The following is a 15,400-nucleotide window of genomic DNA, read 5'->3' as shown; positions in this document are numbered from 1 at the left end:
AAACGCATTTGTGGTTGTCAGATTGACTACTGCAGATTGTTTATCAGGCGCACTGCAGAACCATGCGTGTCTGGGCTATGGTTTCTGGGACGGGAGATGAGTAAGCAGTGGAGCTTCACACGCGACGGTGTGGTCTATCCGGTACACGTCGGCAGCCGGCTGCGTGTGAACGACGCGTCAAGGCAGCTCAGCGCCGCCTTGTGCGGGTTTGGCTAATGTTGGCCGCAGAAGGACTGGTGCAACCCGCGCTGTCGTGTGGAGCGCTGGGCCCCCGTCCTGAAGGATTTCGTAGCCCCCAAGCCATTGAGCCTGCTCTAACCCGCGATCGGCTACGCACTGCAAAAGTGCGCAGCTTCATCGTAGCGGGCGTACTCAGGTTTGGCTGAGTTCAGCTCCCCGCGCAGCACACTCCCTATCAGCCAGCCACGGAGTTATCGGCCTGGCGAGCTTGCGCCACTACCTCAGCCTCAGGCTCGTCCAGCAACTCCCCTTCCCACTTCGCCACCACCGCCGTGGCGATCGAATTGCCGACCGCGTTGGTCGCCGAGCGGCCCATGTCGAGGAAGGTGTCGATACCCAGTATCAGCAGCAGCCCCGCTTCTGGAATGTCGAACTGCACAAGGGTCGCCGCAATCACCACCAAGGAGGCGCGCGGCACACCGGCTAACCCCTTGGACGTCAACATCAAGGTCAGCAGCATGAGAATCTGCGTGCCCAGCGTCATCTCGATGCCGTAAGCCTGGGCGATGAACAACACGGCGAAGGTGCAGTACATCATCGAGCCGTCGAGGTTGAACGAGTATCCCATGGGCATCACGAAGCTGGAAATCTTGCGCGAAACGCCGAAACGGTCGAGCGCGGCCAACAGCTTCGGATACGCCGACTCGGAACTCGCTGTCGCGAACGCCAGCAGGAACGCCTCCTTGATCAGCCGCAGCAGGCTGAACACCCTCCGCCCAAGGAACATCGCCCCCGCCAGGATCAACAAGCCCCATAGCAGCGATAAGCCAATGTAGAAGTCACGCATGAACACCGCAAAGGTTGCGAGAATCGACAACCCGTTGATTGCTACGGTGGACGCCATCGCCGCCATGACCGCCAAGGGTGCAAGCTTCATCACATAACCGGTAATTGTCAGCATGGCCTGCGCGAGTTCGTCGGTGAGGCGAACCAGCCCCTTGGCCTTCTCGCCCAGCGCGGCCAGCGCCACGCCGAAGAACAACGAAAATACCACGATCTGCAGGATTTCGTTGGTGGCCAGCGCTTCCGCGAACGACCTAGGCACCAGATGAGTCACGAAGCCTTTCAGCGTGAACGCCGAAGTCTGCAATGACGTCGTTGCATTGACATCAGGCAGCGGCAACGCCAGGTGCTGACCCGGCTGGAGGATGTTGGCCATCATCAAGCCCACTGCCAGCGACAGCAGCGAAGCCGTCAGGAACCACAGCATGGCCTTGCTGAACACACGGCCAACAGCACCTGCATCGCCCATGTGAGCGATGCCGACCACAAGCGTAGAGAACACCAGCGGCCCAATCAGCATCTTGATCAGGCGCAAGAACACATCCGAGATAATCGAGATGTACCCGGCAATCTCGGTTGCGCTGGCTTTATCAGGGGCATTAAGGAAGATGGTGTAGCCGATCAGCACACCGGTGAGCATGGCCAGCAGGATCCAGCCTGCGAGCGGGAGACGGTATTTCATGGACCACCTGTTATCAAGTAATGAACGTTTCACCGCAGGTGCGGTGCATTACGGAATGAGGTAGGCAGTAGCAAGATGCCTCGTAGGACATGCCGAGGAAGACTGCGATATCGCGGACAGTTGTGCAGGGGTGAGCCAGCGCAGGAAGCGTTCGAACATGGAAGTACCCTCGGATTTTATTTTTGTGGGTCAAGCACGGCGCCCGTAGGGACGCCGACCTCAAACCGTAACCAAATCCACGGCGTTGGATAAGGTCAGTTTCGGCCTATCAGCTATGCCTTCGTGCGATAACAAGGTGCCGCTTCCGGGGTGAGAAAGGTATGCCGAACGGGCATATCTCAAAGAGAAAAATGGTAGTCGTCGGTGGCTTGCTTTCACTTCATGATGAGGCAAAACAAGAGCAGCACTGGAGACAACCATGTCATCGCAAGAAGCTGAACAAAGCTGGCAAGAAGACGTTTTCCGCGTCCTCAAGGCTCACGACGTCAAGCATGTCGTCTTCGTCCCGGACGCCGGCCACTCGGCCGCCATCCGCATGTCCTATCAGGATCCTGATATCAAGGCAGTCGTCCTCACCACCGAAGAAGAAGGCATTGGCTACCTGGCCGGCGCCTGGCTCGGCGGCGAGCGTGGTGCGCTATTGATGCAGTCGAGTGGTGTGGGTAACTGCATCAACACCCTGGCCCTGCAGAACTGCGCCGGCTTCCCACTGCTGATGGTGGTCACCATGCGCGGCGACTGGGCCGAGTTCAACGCCTGGCAGAACCCGATGGGGCAAGCCACCGAGGCCTCTCTGCAGCTGATGAAGGTGATGACCTGGCGCGCCGATGTGCCCGAGGACGTCGCGCCGCTGCTGCATGGCGCCGCTACCATGGCCTTCAACGGTGATTCTGCCACCGCCCTGCTGCTCGGTCAGCGCCTGATCGGAGAAAAGAAATGGGTCAAGTAAGCGCTAACCACACCCTGTGCCGCCGTGAAGTGGTACGCACCCTGCTCGCCGATCGCAAGGACGTGCTGGTCGTTACCGGCCTGGGCTCTGCGTCCTACGATGTGATGGCTGCAGGTGACCACGACGGCAACTACTACCTCTGGGCCGCGATGGGCAGCGCCATCACCGTTGGCCTTGGCCTGGCCAATGCCCAACCGGACAAATCGGTCGTGGTCATTACCGGCGACGGCGAGCTGCTGATGGGCTTCGGCGCACTGGCTACGGTGTCTCTGCAAAAACCGGCCAACCTGACCATCGTCGTGCTGGACAACGGCCACTTCGGAGAGACGGGGATGCAGGTCAGCCATGCCGGTTTCGGCATCAAGCTCGATCAGGTCGCGCAGACTTGCGGCTTTAGTTGGACCCGCGAAATTCGCGAAATGGAGGGCGTGCATGACCTGCGCGAACGCTTTGCCAGCCGTGAAGGCGTGAAGCTCGCCACCGTCAAGATCAAGGCTGAGAACCCGCCGCGGGTCTTGCCGCCGCGTGACGGTCACTACATCAAGAACCGTTTCCGCGCTGCCCTCGGCTTCCAGCCTCTCTGACCGCGTTAGAGGCAGGTTTGCAGCCGAACCACGACGACGCTGCAAGCCTGCCTCGCCTGGAGAACAATAATGAGCGACTACGACAACGAAGAACTCAATGCCATCCGTGAGGGCGTACGCGCCCTGTGTGGTGACTTCCCTGCCGAGTACTGGCGCAAGCTCGATGAAGAAAAGGGCTTCCCGGAGGCCTTCGTCAAAGCCATGACCGAAGCCGGCTGGCTTTCAGCGATGATCCCCGAAGAATACGGCGGATCAGGTCTGGGCCTGGCCGAAGCGTCGGTGATCCTTGAAGAGGTCAACCGTTGCGGCGGTAACTCCGGGACCATTCATGGCCAGATGTACAACATGTTCACCCTGCTGCGTAATGGCAGCGACGAACAGAAAAGCTACTACCTGCCCAAACTCGCCAGTGGCGAACTGCGCTTGCAGTCGATGGGGGTGACCGAGCCTACCACCGGCACCGACACCACCAAAATCAAGACCACCGCCGTGCGCAAGGGCGATAAGTACGTGATCAACGGGCAGAAGGTGTGGATCTCGCGGATCCAGCACTCCGACCTGATGATCCTCCTGGCGCGCACCACCCCGCTGGCCGAGGTGAAGAAAAAATCCGAAGGCATGTCGATTTTCCTGGTCGACCTGCGCGAAGCCATCGGCAATGGCCTGACCGTGCAGCCGATCGCCAACATGGTCAATCATGAGACCAATGAACTGTTCTTCGACAATCTGGAGATCCCCGCCAGCAGCCTGATTGGTGAGGAAGGCAAAGGTTTCCGCTATATCCTCGACGGCCTCAATGCCGAACGTACCCTGATCGCCGCCGAGTGCATCGGCGATGGCCGCTGGTTCATCGAGAAGTCCAGCCAATATGCGCGTGACCGCGTGGTATTTGGCCGCCCGATCGGGCAGAACCAGGGGGTGCAGTTCCCGATTGCCGAGGCGCATATCGAAATCGAAGCCGCCGACCTGATGCGCTGGCGCGCCTGTGAAGAGTATGACAGCGGCAAGAATGCCGGTGCCGCCGCCAACATGGCCAAGTACCTGGCAGCCAAGGCCAGTTGGGAAGCCGCCAACGCCTGCCTGCAGACTCACGGTGGCTTTGGCTTTGCCAACGAATACGACGTCGAGCGCAAGTTCCGCGAGACCCGTCTATACCAGGTGGCCCCCATCTCGACCAACCTGATCCTGTCGTATGTCGCCGAGCACCTGCTGGAGTTGCCCCGCTCGTTCTGACCGAAGTCGCCCCCTGGCCGCCAAGGCGGCGGGGGCCTGCCATGACAAGAGAGATAACAATCATGAGCCAGCCTACAGGTATTCGCCCACTCGACGGGATCACCGTCATCAGCCTCGAACACGCCATTGCCGCGCCCTTCTGTACCCGTCAACTGGCCGATCTTGGCGCCCGGGTAATCAAGGTCGAGCGACCGGGCGTGGGCGATTTCGCGCGCGGTTACGATCAGCGGGTTAATGGCCTGGCTTCGCACTTCGTCTGGACCAACCGCTCCAAAGAAAGCCTGGCGCTGGACCTCAAGCAGGATATCGCCGGCGACATCCTCGATCAGCTCCTGGAACAGGCTGACGTGCTGGTGCAGAACCTGGCGCCAGGCGCGGCAGCGCGGCTCGGCCTGTCCTTTGAAGCCCTGCATGCACGCTTTCCGAAACTGGTCGTCTGCGATATCTCCGGGTACGGCGCAGGTGGTCCCTACGAGCAAAAGAAAGCGTATGACCTGCTGATACAGAGCGAAGGCGGGTTTCTCTCGGTGACCGGCGGCCCTGGTGACGATCAGATGGCCAAAGCGGGCAATTCAATTGCCGACATCGCCGCCGGCATGTACGCCTACACCGGTGTGCTATCGGCTCTGCTCTTGCGTGACAAGACTGGCGAAGGCAGCCATGTCGACGTCTCGATGCTCGAGAGCCTGGTGGAATGGATGAACTACCCGCTGTACTACGCCTACCAGGGTGCGACCCCGCCACCGCGTGCCGGCGCTGCACATGCCACCATCTATCCGTATGGGCCGTTCCCTACCGGAGATGGCAATACCATCATGCTCGGGCTACAGAACGAGCGTGAATGGCGGCTGTTCTGCGAGCAGGTCCTGCTGCAGCCTGCGCTTGCCGACGATGAGCGGTTTTCGGCCAATTTCAAGCGCGTGGAAAACCGCGACGCTTTGCGCGAACTGATTATTCAGGCCTTCGCCGCGCTCGACTTCAACACCGTCATCAACCGCCTGGACGCCGCCAGCATCGCCAATGCCCGTGTCAACGACATGCAGGGGGTCTGGCAGCATCCACAACTTCAGGCACGCGAGCGCTGGCGACAAGTAGCGACGCCTAATGGCAGCATTCCAAGCCTGCTCCCCCCCGCCAGCAGCAACGCCTTCAGCCCGCGCATGGATGCGGTGCCTGGCCTGGGCGAGCACAGCGCGAGCATTCTCGCCCAGCTCGGCCTGTCTGCTGAACGTATTGAGGAACTGCGCACTTGTGGGGTCATCTGACCCCTCTTTTTTTGCAGTCTTAGAACAATAATCAGAGAGTCATACTGCCCATGAAAGTGCTCGTCGCAATCAAGCGTGTGGTCGACTACAACGTCAAGGTTCGCGTCAAGGCGGACAACTCCGGCGTCGACCTTGCAAACGTCAAGATGTCCATGAACCCCTTCTGCGAAATCGCCGTGGAAGAAGCCGTACGCCTGAAGGAAAAAGGTGTTGCGACCGAGATCGTCGTCGTTTCCGTCGGCCCGACCACTGCCCAGGAGCAGTTGCGTACTGCCCTGGCCCTGGGCGCCGATCGTGCGATCCTGGTCGAAGCTGCTGACGAACTGAACTCCCTGGCCGTGGCCAAGGCGCTGAAGGCCGTTGTCGACAAGGAGCAGCCGCAGCTGGTCATCCTCGGCAAGCAGGCCATCGACAGTGACAACAACCAGACCGGCCAGATGCTGGCCGCGCTGACTGGCTTCGCCCAGGGCACCTTCGCTTCCAAGGTTGAAGTGGCTGGCGATACGCTCAACGTCACCCGCGAAATCGATGGTGGCCTGCAGACCGTTGCGCTCAACCTGCCGGCGATCGTCACCACCGACCTGCGTCTGAACGAGCCGCGCTATGCGTCGCTGCCGAACATCATGAAGGCCAAGAAGAAGCCGCTGGAGACTGTTACTCCGGATGCGCTGGGCATTTCCACCGCCTCCACCACCAAGACCCTGAAAGTCGAAGCGCCGGCTGCCCGCAGCGCGGGTATCAAGGTCAAGTCGGTGGCCGAACTGGTCGAGAAGCTGAAGAACGAAGCGAAGGTAATCTAAATGACTATCCTGGTTGTCGCTGACCTCCTACAAGGTCCTGAGAACGTTGCCGTAGCCCCGTCCACCCTGAACACTGTCGCCGCTGCCGCCAAGATCGGTGGTGATGTACACGTGCTGGTCGCTGGCCAGAACGTCAGTGGCGTTGCCGAATCCGCTGCCAAGATCGCTGGCGTTGCCAAGGTGCTGGTTGCCGATAACGCAGCCTATGCAAACGCTCTACCGGAAAACGTCGCGCCGCTGATCGTCGAGCTGGCTGCGGGTTATAGCCACGTGCTGGCCCCGGCCTCCACCAATGGCAAGAACATCCTGCCGCGCGTTGCCGCGCTGCTCGATGTCGACCAGATCTCCGAGATCATCGCGGTCGAGTCGGCCGACACCTTCAAGCGCCCGATCTACGCCGGTAACGCCATTGCCACCGTGCAATCGAGCGCTGCGGTCAAGGTCATCACCGTGCGTACCACCGGTTTCGACCCGGTTGCTGCTGAAGGCGGTTCGGCCTCGGTTGAAGCCGTTGGCGCGGCCCACGACGCAGGTAAATCGAAGTTCGTCGGCGAAGAACTGGCCAAGTCCGATCGTCCTGAGCTGACCGCTGCCAAGATTGTCGTTTCCGGCGGCCGCGGCATGGGCAACGGTGACAACTTCAAGCACCTGTACGCCCTGGCCGACAAGCTCGGCGCCGCTGTCGGTGCCTCGCGCGCCGCAGTCGACGCAGGCTTCGTGCCGAACGACATGCAGGTTGGCCAGACCGGCAAGATCGTCGCACCGCAGCTGTACATCGCGGTCGGCATCTCCGGTGCGATCCAGCACCTGGCCGGCATGAAAGACTCCAACGTGATCGTTGCGATCAACAAGGATGAAGAGGCGCCGATCTTCCAGGTGGCCGATTACGGCCTGGTGGCGGATCTGTTCGGCGCCGTGCCGGAACTTGCCAGCCATCTTTGATCAGACGAGGACACGCACAATGACCACACAAGACCTCAGCGCCTGGATCGGCCGCACCGAAACCAGCCACGACCGTATAACCCACAACCTGGTCAAGCGCATCGCCGCGACCCTGAGCGAGCCGGCACCTAGGCCAGGCGACGCCCTGCCCTTGCTCTGGCACTGGGCGTTCTTCCAGGACACCGTCGACGCTGTGGGCCTGGGCAGTGATGGCCACCCTGCCCGCGGCGGCTTCCTGCCACCCGCAGACAACCGCAACCGCATGTGGGCGGGCAGCCGGCTGGAGTTCATTTCGCCGTTGCTCGTGGAGGCCGAAGTGTCGCGCCGCTCGACCATTCTCAACGTACAAGAGAAACACGGCAGGACCGGTTCGTTGCTGTTCGTCACGGTCAAGCACGAGTTTGTTCAGGACGGCCGTAATGTGTTGGTGGAAGAGCAGGATATCGTTTACCGCGAGCCCTCCCCGCCCAAACTCGGCGGCACCGAGGCAGCCCCTGAAGGCGCCTGGCAGGAGACTGTCGAGCCCAATGCGACGTTGCTGTTCCGCTATTCGGCGGTCACCTTCAATGGCCACCGCATCCATTACGACTGGCCTTATGTCACCGAGACAGAAGGCTATCCGGGGTTGGTGGTGCATGGCCCGCTGATCGCTACCCTCAGCCTGCGGGCCTTCCAGCAGGCCAACCCGGATGCACGCGTACATCGCTTCAACTTCCGCGGCTTGCGCCCACTGATTTCACCTGACGCGTTCGAAGTCGGTGGACGTCTGCTGGAAACCGGCAAGGCGCAGGTGTGGGCGACCGCCGCGGCCGGTATGGCGCAATCCGGCGAAGTGGCGTTCAGCACAGGAGCCGCACAATGAGCCAGGCAGTCGTACGCAGTGCCCTGTTCGTCCCGGCGAGCCGGCCGGAACGCATCCTCAAAGCCTTGGCCAGTGGTGCCGATCGGGTGATCGTCGACCTCGAGGACGCCGTCGAAGAGGCCGCCAAGGAGCAGGCCCGGGACAACCTCGAGGCGTTTTTGCTAGCGCATCCTCAGGCCCAGGTACTGGTCCGGGTCAACGCCCCCGAGCACTGGTCGCATGAGGCAGACCTGGCCCTGTGCCAACGTCATGCGGGGGTGCGCGGCATGCTCTTGCCCAAGGCCGAGACCGTCGAACAAATCCGTTTGGCACACGCGACCGGCAAGCCCGTCTGGCCGATCATCGAAAGCGCACGCGGGCTGGTCGCATTGCCTCAACTGGCGGCGAGCGTCGGCGTCGAACGGCTGTCTTTCGGCAGCCTTGACCTTGGGCTGGACCTGAACCTGCGCAGCGGCAGCGAGGCCGCCGAGCAAGTCCTGGCGCACGCGCGTTACGCCATCTTGCTGCACAGCCGAGTGGCGAATCTTGCCGCACCGTTGGACGGTGTGTACCCGTCCATCCAGGACACCGAGGGCCTGCGCCGGCATACCGAGTTCGTGCGTGACATGGGCTTTGGCGGCGCGTTGTGTATTCATCCCAGCCAGGTCAAGGTCATTCATCAGGCGTTGCAACCATCGGAGGCCGAGGTGGACTGGGCGCGCCGAGTGGTGGCGGGCGCCGAAAGCGGCGCCGGGGTGTTCACCCTCGACGGGCAAATGGTCGATGCGCCAGTAATACTGCGTGCGCGTGCCACGCTCGAGCGCATCGCCCAAGACGACTGAGCAAAGCTGTTTACCCCAGGCAGGCTACTTCCGCGGTTCTGACGGACTCGGTTGCCTGCCTGGTTTTTTTGCCTGGAGGTAAAACAAATGAACAACAGCCCTTCACGTAACCGCTGCCGCCGCGCTGTCTGTCGGCTCCTGCGTGCCCTTTCCAGATTGCCAGCCTATGCCTGACGCCGCGGACACGCACGACTGCCCGGATTTTCTGTTGACTGCGGCGCGTGAACTGATCGCCGAGCACGGCTATGGCGCCATGAGCATGCGCCAGCTGGCCGCCCGCGTTGGGCTGCAACCCGGCAGCCTTTACCACCATATCGCGAGTAAACAGGACTTGCTCCTCGATGTCCTGTTGAACATCCTCGCGCAGCGGCTGGAAGCTTGGCAACGTGGCCCGTACACCCGCGATCTGCAGGGTTACCTGGGCTTTCTCCTGGCCCGCCAGCGCTCGCACCCCTGTGAAGAGCTGCTGCTGCGCCACGAGTCGCGGCATGTCAAAGCAAGCCAGCGAGTCTGGCTAGCGCAGGCGCTCGACAGGCTGCAGGCGCCGTTGCTTCAGGCAATAGAACACGGGCAGCGCTGCGGGCAGTTCATCGTGCAGGACATACCCAGCGCTATCGCGGCAATCTTTGCCCTGATTGAGACTGCCGATGGCATGCGCAACCGGCCAATCCCGGTCGATGAAGCCTGGATAGAGGCCTGGATTACGCGGATGAGCACCGCGCTGTTGTCATGCCCCACTTCTGCTGACCGGCACGAGCTGTAAAAAAGGCCTCGAGCCGGCGCCCCAATTGCCTTATGGCAACATGGACGCCGGTTCGAGGCCTTTAGGGATCTACTTCAATAGACGCTGTGATCCCCAGCCTGCAGTCGCTCAAGGAAGCGCGGAAACACCTGCGGATTGACCATCCGTGGCCCCGGGTGGCCGGCCATCACCTCGATGATCTGCTGCGCCGCCCACTGCCCCATGCGCTGCCTGGCTTCACGGGTGACACCCGCCGTGTGATAGAGCGCAACCACCGTTTCCAAGGCTAGCAAGGGATGCTCAAGCGGTGGCGGTTCCTGATCCCATACATCGATACCCGCGCCGCCCAGATGCCCGCTGGCCAACGCCTGGTGCAAGGCCATTTCATCGTGCAAGCCTCCGCGCGCGGTGTTGATGAAAATAGCGCCTTGGCGCATCTGCGCGAAGGTGGTGGTGTTCATCAGATTCAGCGTTTCTGCCAAGCGCGGGCAGTGCAGCGAAACCACATCGCTCTCGGCCAGCAGCGTAGTCAGGTCAACCGCCACAGCCCCTTTGTCACGTACCTGCTCACCCGTAAGCCCGGGGTCAAATGCCACTACCCGCATACCCAGCGCCTGAGCCACTCGCGCCACCCGGCCACCAATCTCGCCAATACCGACCAGCCCCAAGGTCTTTTCGTAGAGCTCTGAGCCCATCAGGTCTTCGCGCGAATACCCTCGCGACTGGCGCAGCCGGCGGTCGGACTCACTGATACGCCGCGAACAGTCGATCATCAGGCCGATCGCCGCCTCTGCCACAGATTGAGCATTGGCGCCGGACTGGTTGAGTACCAGCACCCCTGCCCTGTTGCAGGCTTCGAGGTCGACCGTGTCATATCCAGCGCCATTGGTGGAGATGCACAACAGCTGCGGCAACTGCGCCAGCAACTCGGCATCCGCCCGCCAGCCCGCGGGCAATTCGTCTCGAGCTGACGGAATCTGATAGACATGGCTGGCCCGTAGCGCCTGCAGGATGTGCGCTCTGGGAGCAGCGCGAGCTATCGTGTTCAGCTCGAATCCAGGCGTCTCGGTGAACACTTGGGCCATGACCGGGTGGTACCACACGTCGAAGCGAAATACCCTTTTGATTTGCACAGACATCATCGCTCTCTGGCCTTCAGGAATTGGAATTGAGGGACTGTACCCGGCGATTGAGCATTTTGCGCAGACCGGTGTTTTCCTCGACCTTGCCGTCACCGTCCAGGTAGCCATGCTTGCCCAGGTCAGGCATCAACAGGGCTGAAATCAGGGTTATCGCCCCGATCACAGAAACGTAGACGTAGAAATACTCTTCAATGCCCGACGCGCGGAACGTCAAGGCGACATACTCTGCTGAACCACCAAACATGGCCGCGCCTACCGCATAGGGCAGCCCTACCCCGAGTGCGCGCACCGTACCTGGATACAGGTCGGCCTTGAGCACGCCGGTCACCGGTGTGTAGAACGCGGCGATCAGCAACCCGGCGACCACCAGCGAGAACGCCACATAAGGGTCCTGCGTCGACTTGATGGCCGTGAGCAAGGGGATGACCAGGAAGGTCGCCAGCGTGCCGAAAATGATCATGTTGGTGCGCACGCCGATGCGGTCGGCGAGCAAGCCGAACAGCGGCTGTGCGATCATGAAGATCACCAGCGCACCGGCCATCAGCAGGCTCACGGTTGGCGCGGGAATACCGACACTGACCACCAGAAACTTCTGCATGTAGGCGGTGAACGTGTAGAAATACAGCGAGCAGCCGATGGTCAGCGTGAAGGTCAGGAGCACCGCGCGCTTGTGCTGCATCAGCGCCTTGATCGACCCGGATTCCTTGCGTTTCATGTCTTGCTCGGTTGCGGTTTCACGCATGGTGCGGCGCAGGTAAACCACTACCACCGATGCCAGCGCACCGATGAAGAACGGAATCCTCCAGCCCCAGGCCTTCAAATCCTGTTCGGAGAGTACTTGCTGCAGAACCGCAACGGTGAGCAGCGCCAGCAGTTGCCCGGCGATGATCGTCAGGTACTGGAACGAGCCGTAGAAAGAGCGGCGCCCAGCGCGTGAGACTTCACTGATGTAGGTAGCGCCGGTGCCATATTCGGCCCCTACCGACAAGCCCTGCATCAAGCGTGCGATCACCAGCAGGATCGGTGCCGCGACGCCGACCATTTCATAGGTCGGCATGACAGCGATCATCAGCGAGCCGCCGCACATCATGAACACCGAGATGATCATCGAGATCTTGCGCCCGCGCGTGTCGGCAATGTAGCCAAAGATCCAGCCGCCCAAGGGGCGCATGAAGAAGCCGACGGCGAAGATACCGGCGGTTGCCAGCAGCTGGCTGGTCTGATCGCCCTTGGGGAAGAACAGCGATGCGAAGTAGATGGAGGTGTAGGCGTAGATGAAGAAGTCGAACCATTCCACCAGGTTGCCTGAACAGACACCGACGATGGCGGTAGTGCGCTCTTTGCGAGTCAACGGCTGAGCCGTAGGGCTTTGTGCATGCATGTCAGTACCTTTTGTTGTTATTTTTTTAACAGTTGCGGTACTAGCGTTGCATAACATCAGAGGCGGCGGCAGGCGGCCTTACGGCCTAACAGATATGCTCGATGGATATGGCTGTTGCGCCGTCGAAGCGGCGCGTGGGTTGATCAGCTAGCGTGGTTCAAGTGCCGTGCCACGTGCTGCGCGACCTGCGCCAGGCAGCCCTTGAAGAAGTGATTACTAGCAGGGTACACCACCACCGGCCGACGCTCTGGCCGCGCCCAGTCGAGCAGGTTTGCCAAGGGCGCCATTTCGTCGTGCTCGCCATGCAGCAGCAGGCACTCGACAGGCAATGCCAGTGGCTCGTACAAGCGTCCTCCGGGCACTAAGCCCACCGGCAGCCCCAGGAGTGCCACCGCGTGCAGGGTGTCCTCGAGCGCGCACACGACCCGACCAAACACATGTGCGCCAAAGGAGAACCCGACCAGGGCGATCGGCAGGTCCGGGTACGAGCGCTGAAGGTGCTTGAGGACGATGATGCTGTCTTCGCTTTCACCGATGCCTCCGTCATGCACACCGGTCGATTTACCCACGCCACGAAAGCTCGGGCGGACCACTCGCCAGCCTTCTGCGCAAAGCTTGCGTGCCAGCGTCAGTGGCACCAGGTGATGCGGGCTACCGCCCAGCAGTGGCTGAGGGTGGCTCACGACCACCACGCCTCTAGGTGGGCCGCTCGGTTCATCGATGATCAGTTCAATCTGGCCTGCTGGCCCCTCTATCAGACGCTCGCTTCGTTTTTCATCGCTCATGCTGATGTTCCTCTACTGCTGCTCAGGCCGGCTGAGCGGGAGACCGTTGCAACGACGTTAATACCAGGCCAACCAGCACCACGTTGATCACGGCCAGGCTGCACAACGTGATGAGTACGCCGAGTGCCCCGAAGTGCTGCATCAAATAGCCACTGGCCAGGGGTGTCAGGGCCTGGCCGATCAGCGATGGGCGCGACATCCTGCCCATCAGCGCCACATACTGCGAGGCCGGCATCAACACCAGCGGCAGCAACCCACGGACGATCGCCCGTAAGCCGTTGCCAAGGCCGTACAGCAGCAAGCCGACTGCCGTGGCGCCTGGCGCGAAGGCCACCAGCAGCACCCCGACGGAGACCAGCACCGCCGACACCAGCGCCGTCCAGATCGGATGACGCTTGCCCGCGATCATTTGCAGAACCCGTGAGGCCACCTGGCTAGGGCCGAGCAGCGACGACAGCGCGATCGCCGCCGCCAGCGAGTAGCCCAGACCCTGGAGCACTGCCACCAGTTGTACCGAGATTGCCGTCATGATGATCGCGCCTAGCGCGAAGATCCAGATCAACAGCAGGTACAGACGCCGGTCAACCGGCGGGCTGCTTTGCTCGGTGCTGCCTTTGACCTGGCGCAGTTTGCCACCGCTTGGCAAGACCTTCAGATAGAGCGGGGTCGCCAGCACCAGCAGCAGCGCATAACCCACGCAGGTGGCACGCCAGCCCACGTGCTCGATGGCGAATGCAACCAGCGGCCAGGCCAGGGTCGTGGCGAAGCCTGAGATCAAGGTAATGCCGGTGATGGCTTTGCCAGCGCGCTCCGCATACAACGCGCCAAGTGTGGAAAACAGAGCTTCATAGAGCCCCGCCGCCATGCCGATACCTATCACGGCCCAGGCCAGCAGGAACACCGGCAGGGTTTCGCTGGCGGCAACGATCAACAACCCCAGCGCGACGATCAGGCCACTGCAGGCCAATTGCACGCGGCCGCCATAACGAGCCACCATACGGCTCGAGATGGGGGCCAGCAGCGCCGAGATCATCAGGCTCAACGACAATGCGCCATAGACCCACTGGCTGCCCCAGCCCGTGTCGCGCATGATCGGCTCGCCCATGACCGCCAGGAGAAAGAACGAACCGCCCCAGACCAGAATCTGCAGCATGCCCAGGCAAAAAATGCCGCGGGCCCCGGGAAGACGAACTTCAGCGTGCACGGTAAACCTTCAAGATATAGATCGATTCGCAGGAATGGCCAGCGAGGGAAACCTTAGCCGCATTGACCGCCGACAGGGTGTGTGGAGGGAAAGGCGCGTAGGACGCGCGCGCCTATAATAATAAAGGGGCTTGTGCATGGCTGCTAAACATTGTGGGCATAACAGCTATACCTCCTGCGCAGGGAGGCTTAGCACATTAACGCTGGTGTGGACGCAAAAAAGCGGCAAGTACTGCGTTCATTTCGCTGAACGCTTCACTTGCCGCTTTTTGCTTACCGTGGGTCAGTAGACCGACGCTCAGGACTTGCGTTGCAAGGTGTGATAACCCAGCTCTTCACGCGCTTGCTTGAGGGGGCGGCCCTGGCTGATCAATGCTCGGATATCCGCTTCGATCGCTTCGATCTGACGCGCCACCTGGGCAACTTCCTGCGCCCGAGCACGCGGCACCACGACGACTCCATTGGCGTCGGCGACGATGATGTCACGCGGGCACACGCGGGCCTGGCCGATGGACACCGGCTGGTTGACCGATTCGACCTGGACGCGGTCCTTGCCGGTGCGCATGAAACGCCCTTGGGTGAACAGCGGATACGCATCGCCCAGGGCCTTGTTGACATCGCGGCAGACACCGTCGATTACCGTGCCGGCGATGTTCCGAGTGCTCGCGTACTGGGTCATGATGTCGCCCCACACGGTGCAATCGGTGCGGCCATCGTTATCGATGACCACGATATCGCCCTCGGCGACGTCTTCGATGAAATCGCCAACCGTGCCCGGCGGCACGCTGGCCGACACGTACTTCACGGTGAAAGCAGGCCCCACGACGACCTGTTTGTAGTTGTCCAGCGGCATGACGCCAAAACAGTGGCCAGGCAGGCCGAGCTTGTCCAGGGCATCCGAAACGCCGGGGGTGTCCAGGCCTTCGAACAGTGCGACCAGCGCTTTATCTTCTGCGTGCATCGTTAACTCCTTTCAAACAGACTAA

At 61.3% G+C, this 15,400-nt stretch carries 15 protein-coding genes; 9 read left to right on the top strand and 6 right to left on the bottom strand.

Features of this window, described 5'->3' with window-relative positions; all coding sequences use genetic code 11:
- Positions 1-415 precede the first annotated feature (415 nt).
- Complete coding sequence (locus HU766_RS02950) at positions 416-1,705, bottom strand: dicarboxylate/amino acid:cation symporter (protein WP_186653200.1); 1,290 nt, start codon at positions 1,703-1,705, stop codon at positions 416-418.
- A gap of 418 nt (positions 1,706-2,123) precedes the next feature.
- On the opposite strand from HU766_RS02950, the gene HU766_RS02945 reads away from it, so the two are divergent.
- The 9 genes from HU766_RS02945 (at position 2,124) to HU766_RS02905 (ending at position 9,924) form a co-directional block, all read left to right on the top strand.
- On the top strand, positions 2,124-2,654 hold the full coding sequence (locus HU766_RS02945; protein WP_027593331.1) for a thiamine pyrophosphate-binding protein: 531 nt from the start codon (positions 2,124-2,126) through the stop codon (positions 2,652-2,654).
- Positions 2,642-3,238 (top strand): thiamine pyrophosphate-dependent enzyme, encoded by a 597-nt coding sequence (locus HU766_RS02940; RefSeq protein WP_186653197.1) that lies wholly within the window; start codon positions 2,642-2,644, stop codon positions 3,236-3,238. The genes HU766_RS02945 and HU766_RS02940 overlap by 13 nt, the downstream gene beginning before the upstream one ends.
- A 69-nt stretch (positions 3,239-3,307) precedes the next feature.
- Complete coding sequence (locus HU766_RS02935; RefSeq protein WP_186653195.1) at positions 3,308-4,471, top strand: acyl-CoA dehydrogenase family protein; 1,164 nt, start codon at positions 3,308-3,310, stop codon at positions 4,469-4,471.
- Between the two features lie 62 nt (positions 4,472-4,533).
- Positions 4,534-5,736, top strand: a complete 1,203-nt coding sequence (locus HU766_RS02930) for a CaiB/BaiF CoA-transferase family protein (RefSeq protein WP_186653192.1) — start codon at positions 4,534-4,536, stop codon at positions 5,734-5,736.
- Between the two features lie 50 nt (positions 5,737-5,786).
- On the top strand, positions 5,787-6,536 hold the full coding sequence (locus HU766_RS02925; protein ID WP_186653189.1) for an electron transfer flavoprotein subunit beta/FixA family protein: 750 nt from the start codon (positions 5,787-5,789) through the stop codon (positions 6,534-6,536).
- Positions 6,537-7,478 carry an FAD-binding protein gene (locus tag HU766_RS02920; protein WP_186653187.1) on the top strand — a complete coding sequence of 314 codons (942 nt, stop codon included), beginning with the start codon at positions 6,537-6,539 and terminating at the stop codon, positions 7,476-7,478.
- Positions 7,479-7,497: 19 nt separating this feature from the next.
- On the top strand, positions 7,498-8,340 hold the full coding sequence (locus HU766_RS02915; RefSeq protein WP_186653184.1) for a MaoC family dehydratase N-terminal domain-containing protein: 843 nt from the start codon (positions 7,498-7,500) through the stop codon (positions 8,338-8,340).
- Positions 8,337-9,161 (top strand): CoA ester lyase, encoded by an 825-nt coding sequence (locus HU766_RS02910; RefSeq protein WP_186653181.1) that lies wholly within the window; start codon positions 8,337-8,339, stop codon positions 9,159-9,161. Before HU766_RS02915 ends, HU766_RS02910 begins: the two co-directional genes overlap by 4 nt.
- Positions 9,162-9,327: 166 nt before the next feature.
- The gene (locus tag HU766_RS02905; RefSeq protein ID WP_186653178.1) at positions 9,328-9,924 is read left to right on the top strand and encodes a TetR/AcrR family transcriptional regulator; all 597 of its coding nucleotides are present in this window, start codon (positions 9,328-9,330) and stop codon (positions 9,922-9,924) included.
- A gap of 74 nt (positions 9,925-9,998) precedes the next feature.
- Here the strand turns inward: HU766_RS02905 and HU766_RS02900 are convergent, their stop codons facing one another.
- The 5 genes from HU766_RS02900 to HU766_RS02880 all read right to left on the bottom strand — a co-directional run bounded on the left by HU766_RS02900 (position 9,999) and on the right by HU766_RS02880 (position 15,375).
- On the bottom strand, positions 9,999-11,042 hold the full coding sequence (locus HU766_RS02900; protein WP_186653175.1) for a hydroxyacid dehydrogenase: 1,044 nt from the start codon (positions 11,040-11,042) through the stop codon (positions 9,999-10,001).
- A gap of 16 nt (positions 11,043-11,058) precedes the next feature.
- On the bottom strand, positions 11,059-12,426 hold the full coding sequence (locus HU766_RS02895) for an MFS family transporter (RefSeq protein ID WP_186653172.1): 1,368 nt from the start codon (positions 12,424-12,426) through the stop codon (positions 11,059-11,061).
- Positions 12,427-12,569: 143 nt separating this feature from the next.
- On the bottom strand, positions 12,570-13,211 hold the full coding sequence (locus HU766_RS02890; RefSeq protein ID WP_186653170.1) for an alpha/beta hydrolase: 642 nt from the start codon (positions 13,209-13,211) through the stop codon (positions 12,570-12,572).
- 22 nt (positions 13,212-13,233) lie between these two features.
- Positions 13,234-14,364: an MFS transporter gene (locus HU766_RS02885; protein WP_186653664.1), complete on the bottom strand. Its 1,131-nt coding sequence runs from the start codon at positions 14,362-14,364 to the stop codon at positions 13,234-13,236.
- 348 nt (positions 14,365-14,712) lie between these two features.
- A complete protein-coding gene (locus HU766_RS02880; RefSeq protein WP_186653167.1) occupies positions 14,713-15,375 on the bottom strand; it encodes an RraA family protein in 663 nt (220 codons plus the stop codon).
- Positions 15,376-15,400: the final 25 nt, after the last annotated feature.

Origin of the sequence: Pseudomonas sp. SWRI77 (genome assembly GCF_014269105.1) — a bacterium.
Classification (GTDB): Bacteria; Pseudomonadota; Gammaproteobacteria; order Pseudomonadales; family Pseudomonadaceae; genus Aquipseudomonas; species Aquipseudomonas capeferrum.
The sequence above is the reverse complement of the archived record's forward strand: the minus strand, read 5'-3'. Positions and strand labels throughout refer to the sequence as shown.

What these genes read in the sequence shown, in the direction of transcription:
- HU766_RS02940 (WP_186653197.1), top strand. Translation starts at nt 2,642, where the DNA reads ATGGGTCAAGTAAGCGCTAACCACACCCTGTGCCGCCGTGAAGTGGTA.
- HU766_RS02880 (WP_186653167.1), bottom strand. Translation starts at nt 15,375, where the DNA reads ATGCACGCAGAAGATAAAGCGCTGGTCGCACTGTTCGAAGGCCTGGAC.
- HU766_RS02885 (WP_186653664.1), bottom strand. Translation starts at nt 14,364, where the DNA reads ATGCTGCAGATTCTGGTCTGGGGCGGTTCGTTCTTTCTCCTGGCGGTC.
- HU766_RS02930 (WP_186653192.1), top strand. Translation starts at nt 4,534, where the DNA reads ATGAGCCAGCCTACAGGTATTCGCCCACTCGACGGGATCACCGTCATC.
- HU766_RS02935 (WP_186653195.1), top strand. Translation starts at nt 3,308, where the DNA reads ATGAGCGACTACGACAACGAAGAACTCAATGCCATCCGTGAGGGCGTA.
- HU766_RS02925 (WP_186653189.1), top strand. Translation starts at nt 5,787, where the DNA reads ATGAAAGTGCTCGTCGCAATCAAGCGTGTGGTCGACTACAACGTCAAG.
- HU766_RS02900 (WP_186653175.1), bottom strand. Translation starts at nt 11,042, where the DNA reads ATGTCTGTGCAAATCAAAAGGGTATTTCGCTTCGACGTGTGGTACCAC.
- HU766_RS02945 (WP_027593331.1), top strand. Translation starts at nt 2,124, where the DNA reads ATGTCATCGCAAGAAGCTGAACAAAGCTGGCAAGAAGACGTTTTCCGC.
- HU766_RS02905 (WP_186653178.1), top strand. Translation starts at nt 9,328, where the DNA reads ATGCCTGACGCCGCGGACACGCACGACTGCCCGGATTTTCTGTTGACT.
- HU766_RS02890 (WP_186653170.1), bottom strand. Translation starts at nt 13,211, where the DNA reads ATGAGCGATGAAAAACGAAGCGAGCGTCTGATAGAGGGGCCAGCAGGC.
- HU766_RS02920 (WP_186653187.1), top strand. Translation starts at nt 6,537, where the DNA reads ATGACTATCCTGGTTGTCGCTGACCTCCTACAAGGTCCTGAGAACGTT.
- HU766_RS02910 (WP_186653181.1), top strand. Translation starts at nt 8,337, where the DNA reads ATGAGCCAGGCAGTCGTACGCAGTGCCCTGTTCGTCCCGGCGAGCCGG.
- HU766_RS02915 (WP_186653184.1), top strand. Translation starts at nt 7,498, where the DNA reads ATGACCACACAAGACCTCAGCGCCTGGATCGGCCGCACCGAAACCAGC.
- HU766_RS02950 (WP_186653200.1), bottom strand. Translation starts at nt 1,705, where the DNA reads ATGAAATACCGTCTCCCGCTCGCAGGCTGGATCCTGCTGGCCATGCTC.
- HU766_RS02895 (WP_186653172.1), bottom strand. Translation starts at nt 12,426, where the DNA reads ATGCATGCACAAAGCCCTACGGCTCAGCCGTTGACTCGCAAAGAGCGC.